Origin of the sequence: Cesiribacter sp. SM1, assembly GCF_020178975.1 — a bacterium.
GTDB lineage: Bacteria > Bacteroidota > Bacteroidia > Cytophagales > Cyclobacteriaceae > Cesiribacter.
Genome location: NZ_JAHXBU010000090.1, coordinates 238,432 through 256,564, shown reverse-complemented (window position 1 = coordinate 256,564; position 18,133 = coordinate 238,432). Strand labels below are relative to the sequence as shown.

Below are 18,133 nucleotides of genomic sequence, written 5' to 3'. Positions count from 1 at the left end.
ACAGAAGCGTTACTTGGAAGCCACGTAAATTGCGCTTACACCAAAGGTTAAAGATTTCCATTCTGTTTTAGTATATCCTGTTTCTTCTAATATCTTCAAAAAGTCTGTACCATCCGGGAATGCCTGTACAGACTCCGGTAAGTATGTATAAGCCGATTGATCCTTAGAAATCATTTTGCCAATACGTGGCAAAATATGTTTAAAATAGAAGTTAAACAATTGCTTGAGCGGGAAAGTACGCATCCGTGAAAATTCCAGAATGGTAACAACCCCTCCGGGCTTCAGCACCCTGTTCATTTCGCGCAGGCCCTTCTTCAAGTCTTCAAAGTTGCGTACACCAAATGCAACGATGGCAGCATCAAACATATTATCTTCAAAGGGCAGGTTCTCTGAATCTGCCTGAATCATTTCTATGCGATCCTCCAGTCCCTGCTTCTTAATTTTCTGGCGGCCCACCTCCAGCATACCTGCAGAAATATCAACACCAATAATTTTGTCAGGGGCAAGCACGAGGGCTTCCATGGCAAAATCGCCGGTTCCGGTGGCCACATCCAGGAGCAGTTGTGGCTGTGGCTTGCGCTTCTTCAGCATTTTTATAGCCTCTTTACGCCACAGTACGTCTATACCAAGGCTAAGCAGGTGGTTGAGCAGATCGTAACGGGGGCTAATATTGTCGAACATAGTAGCCACCTGGTCTTTTTTTCCTTTATTCTGATCTTTATAGGGTAATACTGTCATGGTAATTTTTTGAATCCGCAGCTAGATAACGCATATTTTTACTACCTGCGCATCAAAATTAAAAAAACACGGGCTATATACCCGTGTTTTATACCAAAGCTTTCTATAATCTTATTGTGTGGCTACTGCACCACCCTTGCTTACTATTCTGAATTCCACTCGCCTGTTCAGCATCCTGCCTTCTTTTTCGTCGTCATTAGAGGCAATGGGGCGCTCCTCGCCATAGCCTTTGGCACTTACGCGCGATTTGCTGATGCCTTTCTGTACCACATAATCAACTACGGCCTGAGCACGGCGCTGCGAAAGTTGCTTGTTGTACTCCTTGCCCCCTACGTTATCCGTATGGCCGGAAATTTCCACCACCATGTCTGGATTTTCATTCAACATCCGCTCCAGTTTATTCAGCTCGTCGTAAGAGTCTTTCTTAAAGGTTGCGTTGTTAAAATCGAAATAGATATTTCTCAACACCGAAGAGAAGCCGGTTTGCAGGCGGCTCAGCTCAATACTTCTGCTAATTTCCTGTGCCTGTGCGGTGGCTGCAGGTATTGTAAGCTTAAAGTTCTTGAACATATAGCCATCTTTCTCCACGCTAAGCACCATTTGTACCGGCTGCTTCTGGGTGGTGGTAAATTTATACTCACCCGGGCCAGTCTCAGACTTACCTGCCAGCTGGTTATCAGACAGGCGGCGCAGGTTAATATTTGCTTCCAGGGGCAGGTCTGTTGCATCATCTACAATGCGAATGGTAAGCGTTACCGGCATTAGTGCTGCTGCTGGCTCAGGCTTAGGCGCTTCTGCAATCTTTTGCTCCTGCACAGGTTCTTCTTTTTCAGGCTCGGGCTTTGGCTCCGGTTCTTTTTTCTCCGGCTCCTGCTTTGGCTGCGGCTTGTTTTGCGCTAACACAGGCTTTTCTTCGCCATCAGGAAAAAAGTTAACCATGTAAATATCAGTATACCCTTGTCCGTCGTCTCTAACAGAAGCATAATAACCTCTTTTGCCATCTTTGGTTGCTACAAAGAATACGTCTTCATCTGGTGTGTTAATGGGATACCCCAGGTTGGCAGGTTCAGACCATTGGCGGGCTGTGCTGTCGTAAACGCTTTTAAAGATATCATAGCCGCCCATGCCTTTGCGGCCACGGCTACTAAAATAAAGGGTTTTGCCATCGTAGTGGATAAAAGGGCTTTCATCATCAAACTCGGTGTTGATGGTGGCTCCCAGGTTTTCCGAGCGGCTCCATTTACCATTTTTATCCTTTTTGCTCATGTAGATATCCAGGCCACCCAAACCGCCGGGTCTGTTGCTGCTGAAGAACATCGTATTGCCATCTTTGGATACAGAGATTGACTTCTCGGCAAAGCTGGAGTTAATAAACTCACTTACCGGCTGAGGATAAGCCCAGGTACCATCCTTTTCTTTTGTAGAAAAGAAAATATCGCCCCCGTTATCGTAACGATACAGGTAAAGGGTATTACCATCTGCAGAAAGAGAAAGGTTACTGTTATGGTACATATCGTTGATAGGCTCCTTGATGTTCTTGGCAGCCGTCCATTCACCATTAACCTTTTCAGAGTAGAATACATCTTCAAAGTAGAAGTTGTCAGAGTCCACGTTTTCGTTCAGGTTATCCTCCTGGCGGCGGGTGGTAAAGATCAGAATGGTTTCATCCTCATTCAGTACCGGACCATAGTCGGGCCAGATAGAATTTACTTTTTCGGAGATATTTACGATTGAGTAATGTTTTGGATTTTTTGCGTACTCTAAGCCATTCTGGCACTCTTCTATTCTGCGTTCAACATCCCGTAATTGTATTTTATCCTGCCCCCTGTAATTTACATCTGAGAGTGTTTTCTGCTTATACTGATTATAGTACTTAAGTGCCTCTTCGTAATTCTGGCCATACTGAAAGCCCTTGCCGATGGAGTAGAGCAGGTCGTAGCGGAAATTAGGATCCTGCTGATACACCCGCAGGAAGTATTTGGCAGAGCGCTCCTTATTAACAGACTCCAGGTAGGTCTGGCCTGTCATAAAATTGGCCCAGATGTTATTAGGATCCAGGTTTGCTGCCATTTCGAACTGTTCGCGGGCCTGCACAACTACTTTTGTGCTTTTCAAGATTTCCTGGCCAATTTCATAAAACTGCTCAGCCAGCTCAACGCTATCTGCCCTGGTGTCTGCCATTTGTGCATGCGCTACGCTACCGCTTAGGCTAAGCAGAGTAATGAGCAGGCAAGCACCAAAATATCTTTTTATCATTGGTTTACGGGGTATTCCTTCTGAACTTCCAGACTAATGAGAGGGTAATTTAAGCCGCTTTCCCTAAATAATCCAAAAACAATTCCGGCTGCAGCTTTTTAGCTATGTAAGACATCACGCACTTTTGCACTTTTATCCCAGAACTCGTTACATATTAACCTACTCCTTTATCTAAAAAGGCCTAAGCACCTTATTTGCTGCTGGCTATAAGAAATTGTAAATTGCACCCAATGCATAACCTGGACGCTCAATTTATTATCAGCAACAGCACCGTTGCCGGTTGCCCCCCTCCTACCTTACCGGAGTATGCCTTTATTGGTAGATCCAATGTTGGCAAGTCTTCGCTGATAAACATGATGGTAGGAAACAAAAAGCTGGCTAAAACCTCGGGTACACCCGGTAAAACCCAGCTCATCAATCATTTTATTATAGAACAGCAGTGGTACCTGGTAGACTTACCCGGCTATGGTTTTGCAAAAGTAAGCAAAACACAGCGTGCCAGCTGGACTAAGATGATAAAAGATTATTTAGAGCAGCGCCAGAACCTGCTGTGTCTTTTTGTGCTGCTGGATGTAAGGCTGGAACCCCAGAAAATAGACCTGGAGTTTATGCAGTGGATAGGCAAAAACGGCCTGCCTTTTGCTATGGTGTTTACCAAATCTGATAAACTTTCCGGATCTAAAGTAGACCAGCATGTGGCTGCCTATAAACGCAGCATGTTAAAAGACTGGGCAGAGCTGCCCCCTTACTTTGTTACCTCTTCCGAAACCGGAAAAGGACGCGAAGAACTGGTTGATTTTATTCGCCAGCTGAATAGAGATTTCAAGAATTAGCCGTAATATGGCATCCCTTTTTAAATGACTGCATATAAAGGAATAAACTAGGTATGGAATTAAAAGAAATTGCATCAATTGCCGGAAAAGGCGGTCTTTACCGCATCGTGAAGCCAACCCGCAGTGGCGTAATCGTAGAATCTATCGATAATAAAAAACAACGCCTGGTGGTAAATGCCAACCAGCGGGTTTCTGTGTTAAAGGAAATATCTATCTACACCACTACTGCCGAGGGCACAGAGCCGCTGGAGAACATCCTTGTAAAGATTAACAGTGAATTTGGAGACGATCCGGGCATTGACAGCAACTCTTCTCCCGAAGAGCTAAGAGCATTTTTGCAGCATATTTTACCAGATTATGACAGGGAGCGCGTGTACCCATCTGACATAAAAAAGCTGGTGAGCTGGTATAAGATTCTGCTGGAAAATGCTCCGGAAACCCTGCAGGAGGGTAATGAGAAAGCTCCTGCTGATGAAAATGCAGAGAGCCCTGCTGCCGAACAGACAGATAAGGCCGACAAGTCGGAAAAAAAGGAAAAGAAAGCAAAAACTGCTAAGGCCGAAAAAGAAGAAAAGTAACATTGAATACACTCAGTTTAAAGTGTATCAGAAAACCACAGAACAAGAAAAAGGCTGCTCTAATCAGAGGCAGCCTTTTTAATTTACAACCTAAAACAAAGCTTACTAACTTACTTTTATAAAGTATCTACAGCACTGCGCTGCAGTTCGTGTTGATTTAAAATAGCGCCCACCTGCTCTACCATTTTTCTGGAACCGATAAAGAGCGGCGTACGCTGATGGAGTTTGCCGGGGGCCAGCTCCATGATACGCTGTTGTCCGTTTGTGGCACGGCCTCCAGCCTGCTCAGCTATAAAGGCAAGGGCATTGCACTCATAGATAAGTCTTAATTTTCCGTTAGGGGCACTGGCTGTAGCGGGGTACATATAAATACCCCCCTTCATCAGGTTCCGGTGAAAATCTGCCACCAGCGAACCTATGTACCTGCCACTAAACTCACTAGCCTTACAATACTCGATGTATTCCTTTACACCGGCATCAAAGCTGTTATAGCTACCTTCATTCACAGAAAATATTTTTCCGTCTTCAGGCGATTTTATACTCTGATGAGAAAGGAAAAACTCTCCCATAGAAGATTCATATGTAAAGCCGTTTACACCATAGCCCGTAGTATACACCAGGATGCTGGAGGTGCCATACAGCAAATAGCCTGCAGCCACCTGTTCTACCCCCCTTTGCAGCACATCTGCATCTGTAATGGGGGTGCCGGTGGGCGATTTACGGCGGTATATCGAAAAAATGGTTCCTATTGAAACATTTACATCGATATTCGAAGAGCCATCGAGCGGGTCCATGGCTACCACATATTTGCCGTTGGGGTTATCCAGGTCTATAATCCCCTCTTCTTCTTCGGAGATAATGGCGCAAACCTCACCTCCGTTGCGCAAAGCGCGTATAAAACGGATATTGGCTACAATATCCAGCTTTTGCTGTTCCTCGCCCTGCACATTGGTTGCCCCAAATGCGCCAGCCAGGTTTATGAGGCCGCAGCGGGTAATTTCACGGTTAATAATTTTACCTGCCAGGGCTATATCCCGCAACAACTGAGAAAGCTCACCAGTGGCATAGGGAAAATCATCTTGCTTTCTTTTAATGAACCGATCTAACGTAGTACCAACAGGTAAACCAAGATTTTCCTTCGTCATAAAAAAATAATTAGTAATAAATTACACAGGAAAAAAGTTGAGTGAACTGACCATATTGTAAAGTTAGTAACAAAATCATTTTTCACGCAAACGTTTGCATAAAAATATTTAAAACTCTTTCCGGGCATGCTGTTATCTTCACGGTGGCGCTATATATTAAACTTTGCCTGTGCTCCTGTAGTTTTAGGCATGAAATTCATTTAATATCAGTGCCCTGAAAAATAAACCAGCATATTGCGCACTGCAGTAACCTGTTAACAAAAGAATGAAAGTTTTTAAATTTGGAGGCGCCTCCGTTAAAGATGCTGAGGGCGTTAAAAATGTAGCCGATATCATAAAAACCTATAAAGGTGATCAGCTGCTGGTTGTAGTTTCGGCCATGGGCAACACAACCAATGCCCTGGAAGAATTGCTGCAGCTTAGCCTGGGCCATACCTCCTATGCCGATCAGATTAATGAGCTGTACAATTACCACCTGCAGATTGTAAAAGCCCTTTTCGAAGATATACACCACGAGGTTCACTTTTTCCTGGCACAGCGGTTTCAGTCGCTTACCCGGGCGCTGCAAAAAGCACGCCGCCAGCCATTTAACCAGGTATATGATGAGGTGGTAGCCCACGGAGAGCTTATTTCTTCAGGCATCCTGCAGGCCTATCTTGCCAGTATGGAGGTTGCCTGCCGCTGGATAGACGCCCGTAACTACATCAGCACCAACAACCTGCACCGCGAAGCACAAATCAACTGGCCCCTGACCGGCAGTAAGGTAAACCGCGAACTGATTCCGGTGCTGGAAGAGGAGGTCATCATCACCCAGGGCTTTATAGGAAAAAGTTCAGATGGTTACACCACCACCCTGGGCCGCGAGGGCTCCGATTTTTCTGCTGCCATCTTTGCCAGCTGCCTCAATGCCGAATCGGTAACCATCTGGAAAGATGTGCCAGGGGTGTTGAATGCCGACCCAAGAATTATTCAGGATACCGTACTTTATCCGGAGCTGAACTACTACGATGCTGCCGAGATGACTTATTTTGGTGCATCGGTCATTCATCCAAAAACTATAAAGCCACTGGCCAACCAGCAGATTCCGCTGCTGGTGCGCTCCTTCAAGCAACCCGAAGAGCCCGGCACCCGCATTTTTGAAGAAGGTGCCAGTCAAACAGTACCAGCCATTGTTTTTAAGAAAAACCAAACGCTGATTACCTTTCATATCCGGGATTATTCTTTTATTACAGAAAGAAACCTTAGCAGCATCTTTTTTATGCTGGATATGATGCACATTAAAATAAATGTAATGCAGAATTCGGCTACTTCGGTTTCTATTTGTGTTGATGGTAATACCACTAAAAATGATGCGTTAATCAGTAACCTCTCCAGTGAATACGAAATACGCTATAATACAGGGCTTACCCTCATCACCATAAAAAATTATACCGATAACACCATTGAAGAAATGAGCAGTGGAAAAGAGCTGTTGCTGGAGCAAAGAACCCGGCACACCTACCAGATTGTGGTGCGTTAAATAAACAAAACAGCTCTTGCTGCAATATATTATATACTGAAACGGAACTGGCCAAGGCCAGAGCACACCATAACACCTATGACGCGATACGAAGAACTTTGTAAAGCATACGCCAAGAACCTAACTGACTTCAGGACTTATAAGGAAACCTGTTACAGGTTTGCCCTAACCCTTATGGAGGAGCTGAAGCATGAATTTAATATACCCGACGATCGCCTGAAACTTCGCTCAAAGGATGATCCGAAGGAGGTTACCGAAAATATGCTGGAGGCCATGGATATGCAGAAAGATACTTTCTGGCATATTCGCTTTTCTATAACGGTTTGTGCCGATATGGATGAGCAGCAAAAAGAAAGTATGAGCTTTGAAATAAGCATTAAAAAAGTGACCGCTTTCTTTATTCTTGCCATACCTAATGAAAGGGAGTTTACCATTGAAGAAAGAGACGGAAATTATAACTTCCGCGATTTCTTCGATTATCTTTTTAACTCACTGAAAACGTTTTACGAGCAGGAACTGGAACGTTTCCTGGTTACCACACCCAACACCAAAAAAGAGCAGTCTCCTATCGGCTTCAGGTTCGATGTAATAGATTAATCTTATAGAAATAACGGATACAATGAAAAAACGCTTGTACCTCCAGGGCACAAGCGTTTTTTCATTTGTGAATTAAACCAGTATATAGAGATACTTTTTATCTGTTTTTTCTGCTCATTTTATCGGCCATCTGCAGGGCATAATAAACATTGGCTACCCCACCGGTGCTGGAAAGATCTCTGAAGCGGGTCAGGGAATCTTTGCTTCCCGGATCTCCGCCAGGCCTGTTCACTTTACCCTTGGTATATCTTACGGCAGATTTCATAATGATTTCTTTTACCTGCTCGGCAGACAGCTCAGGATAATATGCCATTACCATAGCTGCTATGCCACTTACAACAGGTGCTGCCATGCTGGTACCGCTAAGGCTGTTGTATTCCGATTCGGGCACCGTAGAATACAGGTCTACACCCGGGGCAAACACATCTACCGTTTTGCGGCCATAGTTAGAGAAAGTACCTACAAAATTACTGCCGCTGCCCCAGGCAGAGGCACCAACCTCCAGCCAGTTATTTGCAACTCCTTTGGTACCCAGGAACCGCTTGGTTGGGTAGTTATTTTCTGTGTCGATATTCTTACTGTCGTTACCGGCTGCATGCACCAGCAGCACGCCTTTGTCGCTGGCATAGCGTACAGCCTCATCTACAACTGCTTTATCGGGAGAATAGCTCTTACCAAAGCTCATGTTAATAACCCTTGCTCCGTTATCAACAGCGTAACGAATGGCATTGGCAACATCTTTATCACGCTCGTCGCCATTGGGCACTGCACGCAGCACCATTATTTTAACAGGGGCGGCTACACCTTCCACGCCTATATCGTTCTGGCGGTTAGCGGCAATGATACCTGCCACGTGGGTGCCATGCTCTGCATCGGGACCCTCAACCAGTGGATTACCATAGTAGCGCTCCTGCAGGTTATCGTAATCATCACCCACAATGTGGCGGGGGTCAAAATCAGGGTTCAGGTTGTATTTGAGGTAGCGGCTCAGGTAATCATGATATTCCTCAATCTGATCATCGGTAAGGTTATTGCTCAACGCAAAACCAACAATACCCCTGGCAACACGCAACTCATCAGTTTGCGGCTCAAATCCCTCCAGGTCGTCCATGCCTATGCTGTCTTTACCCAGGGCTGCCTGCAGCTGTGCTCTTGCAGCAGAGTACTGCTCATAGAACTGCAGAAAGGAAGAGCCCTGCTCTTCATATTCGGCACGCTCTGCTTCAAACTCCTCTTTTATCTGCTGATAAAGGGCAAAATCATGCTTATTTTCTACCTCCTCGGCAGTTTTACCCTCGTATTTATCTCGATATTCCTTGTAAAGCCTGGTAAGCTCAAAGGTATCGTAATTTACATGCTCGCCATTAGGGCCACCTATAAAATTCCATCCGTTGATATCATCCACATAGCCATTATTATCATCGTCTATGTTGTTGCCTACAACTTCTCTTGTGTTCACCCAGATTTTGCCCTTCAGGTCTTCGTGCTCTATGTCGATGCCCGAATCTATCACGGCTACTATTACTTCTTTGGGGGTTTTACCAGCCAAAAGTTCTTTGTAAGCTCTTTCAGTGCTCACACCCGGCACACGGTCTGTTTGCGGATCGAGGTTAAACCAGTTTTCCGGCGCCTGGCTCAGTGTATCGGCCAGGGCAAAATTTTTATTTCTCTGTGCATCTACAGGAGCACCAACAAGCATCATCATCAGCAATGCAAGTAGTGCTACAGAATAGTTTTTTTTCATGTAATACAGGTTAAGCACTCATGGCACATAGCCATAGCAGCGCTAAGTAAAGTGTGTTTAAACAAAGAACAAACGTACAGGTAGTAAAAATCCGTATTTTACAGCTTTACATTCCTGCATTATCTTCTGATTTATCTTTTAACGTTAATTCCTGAATTTTGATCACAAAGCTGTTATGCCTTTAGAGTGATTTTTTTTCAGCCAGCCGGCAGCCAGGCTGCAGCATACGCTTCAGCATCAGCAGTAGCGCCTGATGATTTGCTCTACACCACTTAAGTAGCCTGCGCCAAAGAGGTTAACATGCACCAGCAGGGGGTAGAGGTTGTAGATATCAAAACGCTCCTCCCACCCCTTCTCCAGCGGCTTTACTTCCTGGTAGGCACTGTAAAAAGCCGGGTCAAAGCCACCAAACAGCCGGGTAAAGGCCAGTTCTGCTTCGCGGTGGCCATAGTAAACTGCAGGATCAATGATCCAGGCTGCACCCTCTGGGCCGGCCATCACATTGCCACTCCACAGATCACCGTGCAGGAGTGCAGGAGGTTCTTCTACCAATAGCTCCTCCAGGCGCGGATAGAGCTTGCGAAACCGCTCAAGAAAAGCTTTATCCAGCTGTTGGTTATAGTATGCCAGCCCCAGCTGTGGCTCCAGGCGTCGTTGTATGAAAAACGCTGTCCAGTTCTGCAGCGGCTCGTTGTTTTGGGGCAAACGGCCTATGTAGTTGTTATGGTCCAGGCCATATTGATCCTGTGTTGAGGCATGCTGTTGTGCAAGCCCCTGCCCCAGCGCCTGCCAGTAATTTTTAGAAGGTGAGCGGCTGTCGAGGTACTGGAGCAGCAGGAAAGGACGCCCCTCAACCTGCCCCTGTCCTATAACTGCTGGTACAGGCAAAGCTCCTGTTTGTTTTAGCAAAGCCAGGCCTTTTGCTTCGGCTTCAAACATTTCAGCCCCGGCGCTATCGTTCCACTTAATAAAAAAGTCGCCACCGCTGGTGCTAAGGTGTACGGTTTGGTTAATACAGCCCCCACCCTTCATCTGCATATCTTTCAGTTGCAGCTCTCGGCCTGTTGCAATAAATAAGGCCTGTTCAAAAAAGTGGCTGGGGTCATCGAACATTGGGCTGCAGCTTGTTCTTTTGAACTACAAAACTGATGAAATTTTCGATGGTTCGGTCAAGGATATCATACACCTCCCGGAAGCCTTCATCACCACCATAATATGGATCGGGCACAGCCAGGTTAGGTGTTAAAGGATCCCGCGGATTATCAGACAGGGGATCTACATTGGTGTAGGGCTGATTTTCATTGGCTGTGTTGTGGGGCTGGGCACCGGGCTCAAAATCGCGCATCAGGTAAATACGTCCGCCCAGGGCCGCATCTGCTTCGGCAAGGGTGTTGAGTATTTCCATATTTTCGGCATCCATAGCCAGCACATAGTCGTAGTAGCGCAAATCAGGGGTGGTTACCTGGCGGGCAGCGTGGGCAATGCGGATGCCCATTTGTTCAACTGCACGGATGGTGCGGCTGTCGGCAGGTTTGCCCACATGGTAGTTTGCAGTGCCTGCTGAATCAGCCTCAAAGCGGCTGCCTAATCCTTTCTGTTCTATCTTGTGATTAAAAATAGCCTCTGCCATCGGAGACCGGCATATGTTGCCCAGGCACACAAACAGTACTTTTATTTTATCCATCGGCTTTTTAATAAGGTTTAATTACAAACATCAGTATAAAGCTAACCAGCAAAAGCGCCTGCAGTTTCGCCGGAGCCAGCGCTAAAGGGAATTTTAGCAGTTATGCTACACTGCTGGCGTAGTTGCTGGCAGAACTGCTTTTAGGGCGAAAATTATTCTTTTCACAAAACATCTTAGATGGGTGCCCACACTTTAGCAGAATTTTTAAAAATATTTCAAGCACCCAAAACCACTCACAAACAGGCACTTACCCCTATACCTGAACCGCTTTGAAAAAAATATTTAAATATTTTCACATACAGGGGTTACCTATGGCAGGGCTTAGGGTATAAAGGAGTACATAACACACTTATTCATACACCTGTTTAACATCTATTAAGCATTAAGCCTCTCTTAGTTTTAAGAGAGGTTTTCTTTTTTACTTCCCATCCATTTTTTTCATCTTAGGCCCACCAACCAATTTTAGCCTAAGCCTATGCAAGCAGAATTTATTACTGTTACGCCCCAATACCGCAAGCACATTGCCCTTATTGCCCTGAACCGCCCCAAAGAGCTCAATGCCCTTAACCTGCAGCTGATGGGTGAGCTGCGGGATGCCCTTGTTGCGCTCGATGAGGATGATGAGGTGCGTGTGATTGTGCTAACCGGCAACGAACGGGCATTTGCTGCAGGTGCAGACATCAAACAAATGGCTGGCAAGGGTGCCATTGATATGGCAAAAGTAGATCAGTTCAGCACCTGGGATAAGATCAAGCGTACCAAGAAGCCCCTGATTGCAGCCGTTTCGGGCTTTGCCCTGGGGGGTGGCTGCGAACTGGCCATGACCTGCGATATGATTGTAGCCTCTGAAACTGCCCAGTTTGGTCAGCCAGAAATTAAAATCGGGGTAATGCCTGGTGCTGGTGGCACCCAGCGCCTGACGCGCGCCATTGGCAAAGCCAGGGCTATGGAATTAGTGCTGACAGGCAAATTCATTTCTGCGCAGGAGGCACTCAACTGGGGCCTGGTGAACAGGGTTGTACCGGTAGAAATGTACCTGCAGAGTGCCATGGAGCTGGCAGCAGAAATAGCTCAGATGTCGCCCATTGCTACCCAGATGGCCAAAGAATCTGTAAACCACGCCTATGAAAGCAGCCTTAGCGAAGGCCTCTATTTTGAGCGCAAAAACTTTTACCTCCTTTTTGCCTCCGAAGACCAGAAAGAAGGCATGAATGCCTTCATCGAAAAACGCCAGCCTGATTTTAAGGGAAAGTAGTCTCTGAATGTGTTAACTGGCTGATGTGCTATGTGATAATGATGGGCAATGGGAGAAGCTATTTTCTGTGGGCAATTTTAATCAAAGCCCCAGGCTAAACTGGCCGCAGGATGATATTATCGGCAGCAGACAACTTCTCCCATTGCCCAACATCAGCACATGAGCATATTAAACATGAGCATATTAAAGAATTAGCACATTGATCTATCCTTGCATTACTCCCCCGCCTCTCCTACCTTTGCAGCCGGAATTTTAGCGTACCGAAATTTGGAGCCAGGCAGTAGTGTCTGTTCCATTGCATTATAATTACAACCTAACTATTCATCAGTTTTATGGCATCATTAGTTGGAAAAAAAGCTCCACTATTTAACGCTCCTGCTGTTATTAACGGCGAAGAAATTGTAGACAACTTCTCTCTTGACCAGTACCTGGGCAAGAAGTACGTGGTTTTCTACTTCTATCCTAAAGACTTTACATTTGTTTGTCCAACTGAAATCCACGCATTCCAGGAGAAACTGGCTCAGTTTGAGCAGCGTGATGTAGCCATTGTTGGCTGCTCCTGCGATACCGAAGAAAGCCACCTGGCCTGGCTGAATGTTCCTAAAGACCAGGGCGGCATCCAGGGTGTAACTTACCCCATCGTTGCTGATTCTGCCAAAACCATCGCCCACAACTTTGGCGTACTTGCCGGCGACTGGAACTACGACGAAGAAGGTAACCTGCAGTTTGAAGGCAAGCCTGTTGCTTACCGTGGCAGCTTCCTGATCGACAAAGAAGGTGTGGTGCGTCATGCTACCATCAACGACCTGCCATTGGGCCGTAACATCGACGAAATGATTCGTTTGGTTGATGCCCTGCGCCACGTAGAGAAATTTGGCGAAGTATGCCCTGCAAACTGGGAAGAAGGAAAACAGGCTATGAACGCTACCCGTCAGGGTGTGGCAGAGTACCTGTCTAATAACTAATTCAGTACAAAAGGATCAGCTTCAGGAGAGATTAACATCTTAGCACGGAGCATATTCATATTAAGAGCCGGCCCCAAAAGCCGGCTTTTTTCTTTACTTTTGGCCCATGATGCTACAAAAGTGGCTTTACACCCTTGGCCTGGGCGGCTACCGCACAGCACTTACACTGGCAGCGCCCCTGCACGCTAAAGCAAAAAAAATGCTGGAGGGGCGGCATCAACTGCTCCAGCGCATCAGCGAGGCCATGCAGGGGAATACAGCCCCTGTGCTGTGGTTCCATTGCGCCTCTCTGGGAGAATTTGAACAGGGCCGCCCTGTTATAGAAGCCCTGCGCCAGGAGTACCCGCAGCATAAGATTTTCCTTACCTTCTTTTCTCCCTCCGGTTACGAGATCAGGAAAAATTATGCCGGTGCCGACTGGATCTTTTACCTGCCACTGGATTCTGCTGCGAATGCCCAGGCATTTCTGGATGCAGTGAAGCCACAGCTGGCCGTGTTTGTAAAGTACGAGTTCTGGCACTTTTACCTGCAGGAGCTATCTAAGCGTAACATTCCTACCCTGTTGATTTCTGCTATCTTTCGGCCCAACCAGCTGTTCTTTAAACCACACGGCAGCTTTTACAGGCAAATGCTGGGCTACTTTAGCCAGCTCTTTGTGCAGAATGAGGACTCTGCCAGGCTGCTGCAGGAGATTGGCGTGGAGCATGTAAGGGTTGCGGGAGACACCCGTTTTGACAGGGTGCTTACCATTAGCAAACAGGCCAGAGATATTCCGCTGGCCAGGGCCTTTGCCGGCAACATGCCTGTAATGGTGGTAGGCAGCAGCTGGCCCGCAGATGTGGAGGTGCTGGCACCCCTGGTGCAGCAGTACAGGGGTAAGGTTAAATTCATTATTGCCCCCCACGAAACAGATGAGGGAGGCCTGCAGCAAACCGAGAAAATACTTTCGGTTAAAACGGTGCGCTACACCAGTACCAGCCCGCAGGAAGCAGCCTCCGCAGATGTACTGCTGGTTGATACCATTGGCCTGCTTTCCTCGCTCTATGCCCTTGGCAGCTGGGCCTATGTGGGGGGTAGCTTTGGCAAAGGCCTGCACAATACACTCGAAGCTGCCGTCTGGGGTATTCCTGTTTTCTTTGGAAACCGCAATTATCAGAAATTTGCCGAAGCCAGGGACCTGATAGACCTTGAAGCTGCCTATGCTGTTGCAGATGCTGCAGAACTCTTAAGCATTTTTGGCGTTTTGTTTGATAACGAACAAAGGCGAAAAGCTGCCGGCGGGGCTGCTGCCCGATATGTAGCAGAACAGGCCGGCGCCACCGCTAAAATTATTCAATACTGTAAAAACCTTCTATGAGCGAACTACGCGGCAGAGTTATTAAATCAACGGGCCTTTGGTACGAGGTAGAAGACGAACAGGGCCAGCGCTGGACAGCCAGGCTGCGGGGCAAGTTCAAGATCAAAGGTTTGAATGTAACCAACCCCATTGCCGTTGGCGACTGGGTAAAGCTGGAGCCACTTGAAGAAGCCGGTGGCGATGAACAGGCCGTTATTACAGATATTGAGCCCCGCCAGAACTACCTGATCCGCCGCAGCATACACAACAAACACAAAGCACATATACTGGCGGCCAACCTCGATCAGGCAGTACTCATTGCCACACTGGCACAACCCCGCACCTCCCTGGGTTTTATAGACCGCTTCCTGGTATCGGCAGAGGCTTACCGCATTCCTGCCATTATTGTGTTCAACAAAAAAGACTTACTCAAAGAAAAAGATCATGCTTACCTGCAGGAGCTTATCGGTATTTATGAGCCCCTGGGTTATACCTGCATTGCCATATCTGCCAAAGAACAAAGTGGTATCGATGCCTTTAACCAGTTACTGGAGGGAAAGCTAAGCCTGCTTTCGGGCCACAGTGGTGTTGGCAAAAGTACCCTGCTTAATAAAATATCGCCGGAGGCAAATCAGAAAACAGCAGAAATAAGCTCCTTTGCCAATAAAGGAACCCACACCACCACTTTTGCAGAGATGTTCCGGGTAAACAGCAACACCTGGGTGATAGACACACCAGGTATTAAGGAACTGGGGCTCGCTGATATGGAAGATGATCCGCTGGACCACTATTTCCCTGAAATGAGAGAGCTGTTAAATGAGTGCCGTTTTAACAACTGCACCCACACCCATGAACCAGGCTGTGCTGTTATGGATGCCGTAGAAGCAGGCACCATTGCTCCCTCCCGATTCAACAGTTACCTGGGCATGTTGGATGAGGAAGAAAATCACCGATAAATCCTCATCCTAATAATCAAACCGTTCAAACCTTCTGCTGCGGCTAGCGTTATCCTGATAGTGGTACTTTTTTTAGATATTATCAGTTTTTGATGATTTTTCAGCCTAAAGCATTGTATGAAAAAATCTCTACCCCTCCATCACTTTGATTTAGTGAGATGGGCCTTCGTTTTATTTACCGTGTTTGTGGTTTCACAACCGGTGTTTAGCCAACAAAGTAGCCGCCGCCTTATTACCAAAGGCACCAGCGGAACCCCTTTCGGATTCTTTGAGTACCTTCCCGCTGGCTACTCTTCCAGCAGCGAAAAAAAGCCCCTTATCCTGTACCTGCACGGTGCCGGAGAACTGGGCAATGGCACCAGCGACCTCAGCAAAATGTACCAGCGGGCTTTGCCCAAACTCCTAAAAAATGGTAAGGAGATTGACTTTGTGGTGATTGCACCCCAGGCTCCAAGCTGGTGGCATTACCACGACCTGATGCCCATGCTCAACTGGATTAAAGAGAATTACAACATTGATACCGAGCGTATCTACCTAACAGGCATCAGCATGGGGGGCACCAAAGTCTGGGATTTTGCTGGAGATCATCCCGACCAGATCACAGCTGTAAGCCCACTGGGTGCAGATGCCCGGAACCAGGATGTTTGCCGCTTAAGCAGTGTACCTGTCTGGGCATTTCATGGAAAAAATGACAACGTATACCCTGCCAGTTCCATGATGGCTGCCATCAACACACTTAATAACAGCTGCAATCCTGTTGCCAACCCGCCGGCGCAAGGAACCATTTACAGCCAGCACGGACATGATGATCTTTGGGATTATGTATACAATGGCACCTATGGTGATGATGTGTATGCCTGGATGCTGCAGCACCGCAAACCGGGCACAACACCTCCGCCACCTACAAACCAGCCCCCCTCGGCCAATGCAGGACCTGATATCAACATAAAGCTGCCAACAAACTCTGTTACCATCAGTGGGTCAGGATCTGACACTGACGGAACTATCAGTGCCTATAAATGGAGTAAGATTAGTGGTCCTGCTGCCACGCTTAGCCAAACCACCACGCCCTCGCTCTATGCCTACGAACTGGTCGCGGGCACTTATGAGTTTGAGTTAATGGTTACCGATAACGCAGGTGCCACCGCAAAAGACCGTATGAAATTAAATGTGGCTGCTGCCGATGATGATGATGATCCAGTCTCTACCGCAGGACTTAATTATAAATATTACGAAGGCAGCTGGAGTGTACTTCCAGACTTTGGTTCACTTACCCCAAAAAAGACAGGCACTGTCAGCAACTTCAGCCTATCGCCAAAAAGCAGGAATAATAAGTTTGCATTTCTGTATGAAGGCTACATTAATATAGCTACTGCAGGCACTTATACTTTTTATACAGCAAGCGATGATGGCAGTAAGCTTTACATCAACGGCAGCCAGCTTGTCAACAACGACGGACTTCATGCCCTGCAGGAACGTTCAGGCTCGGTATACTTAACGGCAGGTACCCACCCCATCAAGGTTACTTATTTTGAATACTGTGGTAGTTCAGAAACTTTAAATGTAAGCTTCAAAGGTCCTGGCTTTAGCAAGAAAAAAATTCCAAACGATGTACTTAGCACAGGTGGCAGCGCCTCTAGCACACCACCCGCCGGCACAAATGCCGGACTTAGCTATAAATATTATGAGGGTAGCTGGAGTGTGCTTCCTAACTTCAGTTCCCTGACTCCAAAAAAGACAGGTACAGTTAATAACTTCAGCCTTGCACCAAGAAAAAGTAACAACCTTTTTGGCTTTGTATTTGAGGGCTACATAGAAATCTCTACGGCAGGCACCTACACTTTTTATACCCAGAGCGACGATGGCAGCAAGCTGTACATAAACGGGCAGCAGATTGTAAATAACGATGGCATGCATGCACTGCAGGAACGTTCAGGCACAGTACAACTGGCAGCAGGCCTACATCCAATCAGGGTTACATACTTTGAGAAGTACTCTGGCGAACAGCTGTCTGTAAGCTACAGCGGACCTGGTATTTCCAAAAGAACGATACCGGATGCAGTACTTAGCACGGGCAGTAACAGCAGCAGCACTACAAGTACCTCTGATGTACGGTCAGATGCCGAAGATTTACAGGAGGCAGCTACCGTGACTATAAACACTACAGAAAGCCTGCAACTGCTTAACAACCCTGTAACTGATGGCTGGCTTAGAATAGCTACCCGGGAAGCAAATCTGCTGCAAGAGGGTGAGGTATTTTTTTACGATACCGCTGGCAGAAGATACCAGTCAGTGCTGGTGGAGGGGGCTTCATTAAACACCTGGGAAGTAAGCACCCGGCAGCTACACCGTGGCATTTATGTTCTGTTGATCAAACAAGCTGATGGCCAGGAACGGCGCCTGCGATTTATACAGCGTTGATCGCACGGATGGTTCAAATTTTAACTTTACAGCGTTCATCAGTACCAATAAGGGTTCCTGTTTTTTGCAGGAACCCTTAATTGTGTTAAAATGAATGCTCTAGTAT

General features: G+C 46.8%; 16 protein-coding genes. 9 read left to right on the top strand and 7 right to left on the bottom strand.

Annotation, left to right across the window (positions count from 1 at the left end):
• Positions 1-9 precede the first annotated feature (9 nt).
• The 3 genes from ubiE to KWJ01_RS28380 form a co-directional block, all read right to left on the bottom strand.
• Positions 10-738 carry a bifunctional demethylmenaquinone methyltransferase/2-methoxy-6-polyprenyl-1,4-benzoquinol methylase UbiE gene (ubiE, locus tag KWJ01_RS17580; protein ID WP_224998191.1) on the bottom strand — a complete coding sequence of 243 codons (729 nt, stop codon included), beginning with the start codon at positions 736-738 and terminating at the stop codon, positions 10-12.
• Positions 739-849: 111 nt separating this feature from the next.
• Positions 850-1,308 carry an OmpA family protein gene (locus tag KWJ01_RS28385; protein ID WP_370634731.1) on the bottom strand — a complete coding sequence of 153 codons (459 nt, stop codon included), beginning with the start codon at positions 1,306-1,308 and terminating at the stop codon, positions 850-852.
• Positions 1,309-2,407: 1,099 nt separating this feature from the next.
• Positions 2,408-2,515 (bottom strand): hypothetical protein, encoded by a 108-nt coding sequence (locus KWJ01_RS28380; protein ID WP_370634730.1) that lies wholly within the window; start codon positions 2,513-2,515, stop codon positions 2,408-2,410.
• A gap of 709 nt (positions 2,516-3,224) precedes the next feature.
• Between KWJ01_RS28380 and yihA the strand changes: the two genes are divergently transcribed.
• Together yihA and KWJ01_RS17565 are read left to right on the top strand one after the other, a co-directional pair.
• Positions 3,225-3,827: a ribosome biogenesis GTP-binding protein YihA/YsxC gene (gene yihA, locus KWJ01_RS17570; protein WP_224998187.1), complete on the top strand. Its 603-nt coding sequence runs from the start codon at positions 3,225-3,227 to the stop codon at positions 3,825-3,827.
• Between the two features lie 53 nt (positions 3,828-3,880).
• Positions 3,881-4,405 carry a DUF5606 domain-containing protein gene (locus tag KWJ01_RS17565; protein WP_224998185.1) on the top strand — a complete coding sequence of 175 codons (525 nt, stop codon included), beginning with the start codon at positions 3,881-3,883 and terminating at the stop codon, positions 4,403-4,405.
• Between the two features lie 116 nt (positions 4,406-4,521).
• Here the strand turns inward: KWJ01_RS17565 and fbp are convergent, their stop codons facing one another.
• Positions 4,522-5,550 carry a class 1 fructose-bisphosphatase gene (fbp, locus tag KWJ01_RS17560; protein ID WP_224998183.1) on the bottom strand — a complete coding sequence of 343 codons (1,029 nt, stop codon included), beginning with the start codon at positions 5,548-5,550 and terminating at the stop codon, positions 4,522-4,524.
• Positions 5,551-5,815: 265 nt separating this feature from the next.
• Here fbp and KWJ01_RS17555 point away from each other — a divergent pair, with 265 nt between their 5' ends.
• Both KWJ01_RS17555 and KWJ01_RS17550 read left to right on the top strand, forming a co-directional pair.
• Positions 5,816-7,069 carry an aspartate kinase gene (locus KWJ01_RS17555; RefSeq protein ID WP_224998182.1) on the top strand — a complete coding sequence of 418 codons (1,254 nt, stop codon included), beginning with the start codon at positions 5,816-5,818 and terminating at the stop codon, positions 7,067-7,069.
• A gap of 78 nt (positions 7,070-7,147) precedes the next feature.
• On the top strand, positions 7,148-7,666 hold the full coding sequence (locus KWJ01_RS17550; RefSeq protein WP_224998181.1) for a hypothetical protein: 519 nt from the start codon (positions 7,148-7,150) through the stop codon (positions 7,664-7,666).
• A 97-nt stretch (positions 7,667-7,763) separates the two neighbouring features.
• Here KWJ01_RS17550 and KWJ01_RS17545 read toward each other — a convergent pair whose 3' ends face one another.
• The 3 genes from KWJ01_RS17545 to KWJ01_RS17535 form a co-directional block, all read right to left on the bottom strand.
• Entirely contained in the window at positions 7,764-9,410 is a 1,647-nt protein-coding gene (locus KWJ01_RS17545; protein WP_224998180.1) for a S8 family peptidase, read from the bottom strand.
• 237 nt (positions 9,411-9,647) lie between these two features.
• Positions 9,648-10,523, bottom strand: coding sequence for a fructosamine kinase family protein (locus KWJ01_RS17540; protein WP_224998179.1), 876 nt, complete (start codon positions 10,521-10,523; stop codon positions 9,648-9,650).
• Positions 10,513-11,094, bottom strand: coding sequence for a low molecular weight protein-tyrosine-phosphatase (locus tag KWJ01_RS17535; protein ID WP_224998178.1), 582 nt, complete (start codon positions 11,092-11,094; stop codon positions 10,513-10,515). Before KWJ01_RS17535 ends, KWJ01_RS17540 begins: the two co-directional genes overlap by 11 nt.
• 475 nt (positions 11,095-11,569) lie before the next feature.
• Here KWJ01_RS17535 and KWJ01_RS17530 point away from each other — a divergent pair, with 475 nt between their 5' ends.
• The 5 genes from KWJ01_RS17530 to KWJ01_RS17510 all read left to right on the top strand — a co-directional run bounded on the left by KWJ01_RS17530 (position 11,570) and on the right by KWJ01_RS17510 (position 18,027).
• Positions 11,570-12,349 (top strand): enoyl-CoA hydratase-related protein, encoded by a 780-nt coding sequence (locus KWJ01_RS17530; RefSeq protein ID WP_224998176.1) that lies wholly within the window; start codon positions 11,570-11,572, stop codon positions 12,347-12,349.
• A 332-nt stretch (positions 12,350-12,681) separates the two neighbouring features.
• Complete coding sequence (locus tag KWJ01_RS17525) at positions 12,682-13,314, top strand: peroxiredoxin (protein WP_224998174.1); 633 nt, start codon at positions 12,682-12,684, stop codon at positions 13,312-13,314.
• Positions 13,315-13,420: 106 nt separating this feature from the next.
• Complete coding sequence (locus tag KWJ01_RS17520; protein WP_224998172.1) at positions 13,421-14,671, top strand: 3-deoxy-D-manno-octulosonic acid transferase; 1,251 nt, start codon at positions 13,421-13,423, stop codon at positions 14,669-14,671.
• Positions 14,668-15,606, top strand: coding sequence for a ribosome small subunit-dependent GTPase A (gene rsgA / locus KWJ01_RS17515; protein ID WP_224998170.1), 939 nt, complete (start codon positions 14,668-14,670; stop codon positions 15,604-15,606). The genes KWJ01_RS17520 and rsgA overlap by 4 nt, the downstream gene beginning before the upstream one ends.
• A 117-nt stretch (positions 15,607-15,723) precedes the next feature.
• On the top strand, positions 15,724-18,027 hold the full coding sequence (locus KWJ01_RS17510; protein ID WP_224998168.1) for a PA14 domain-containing protein: 2,304 nt from the start codon (positions 15,724-15,726) through the stop codon (positions 18,025-18,027).
• The last annotated feature ends 106 nt before the right edge of the window (positions 18,028-18,133 follow it).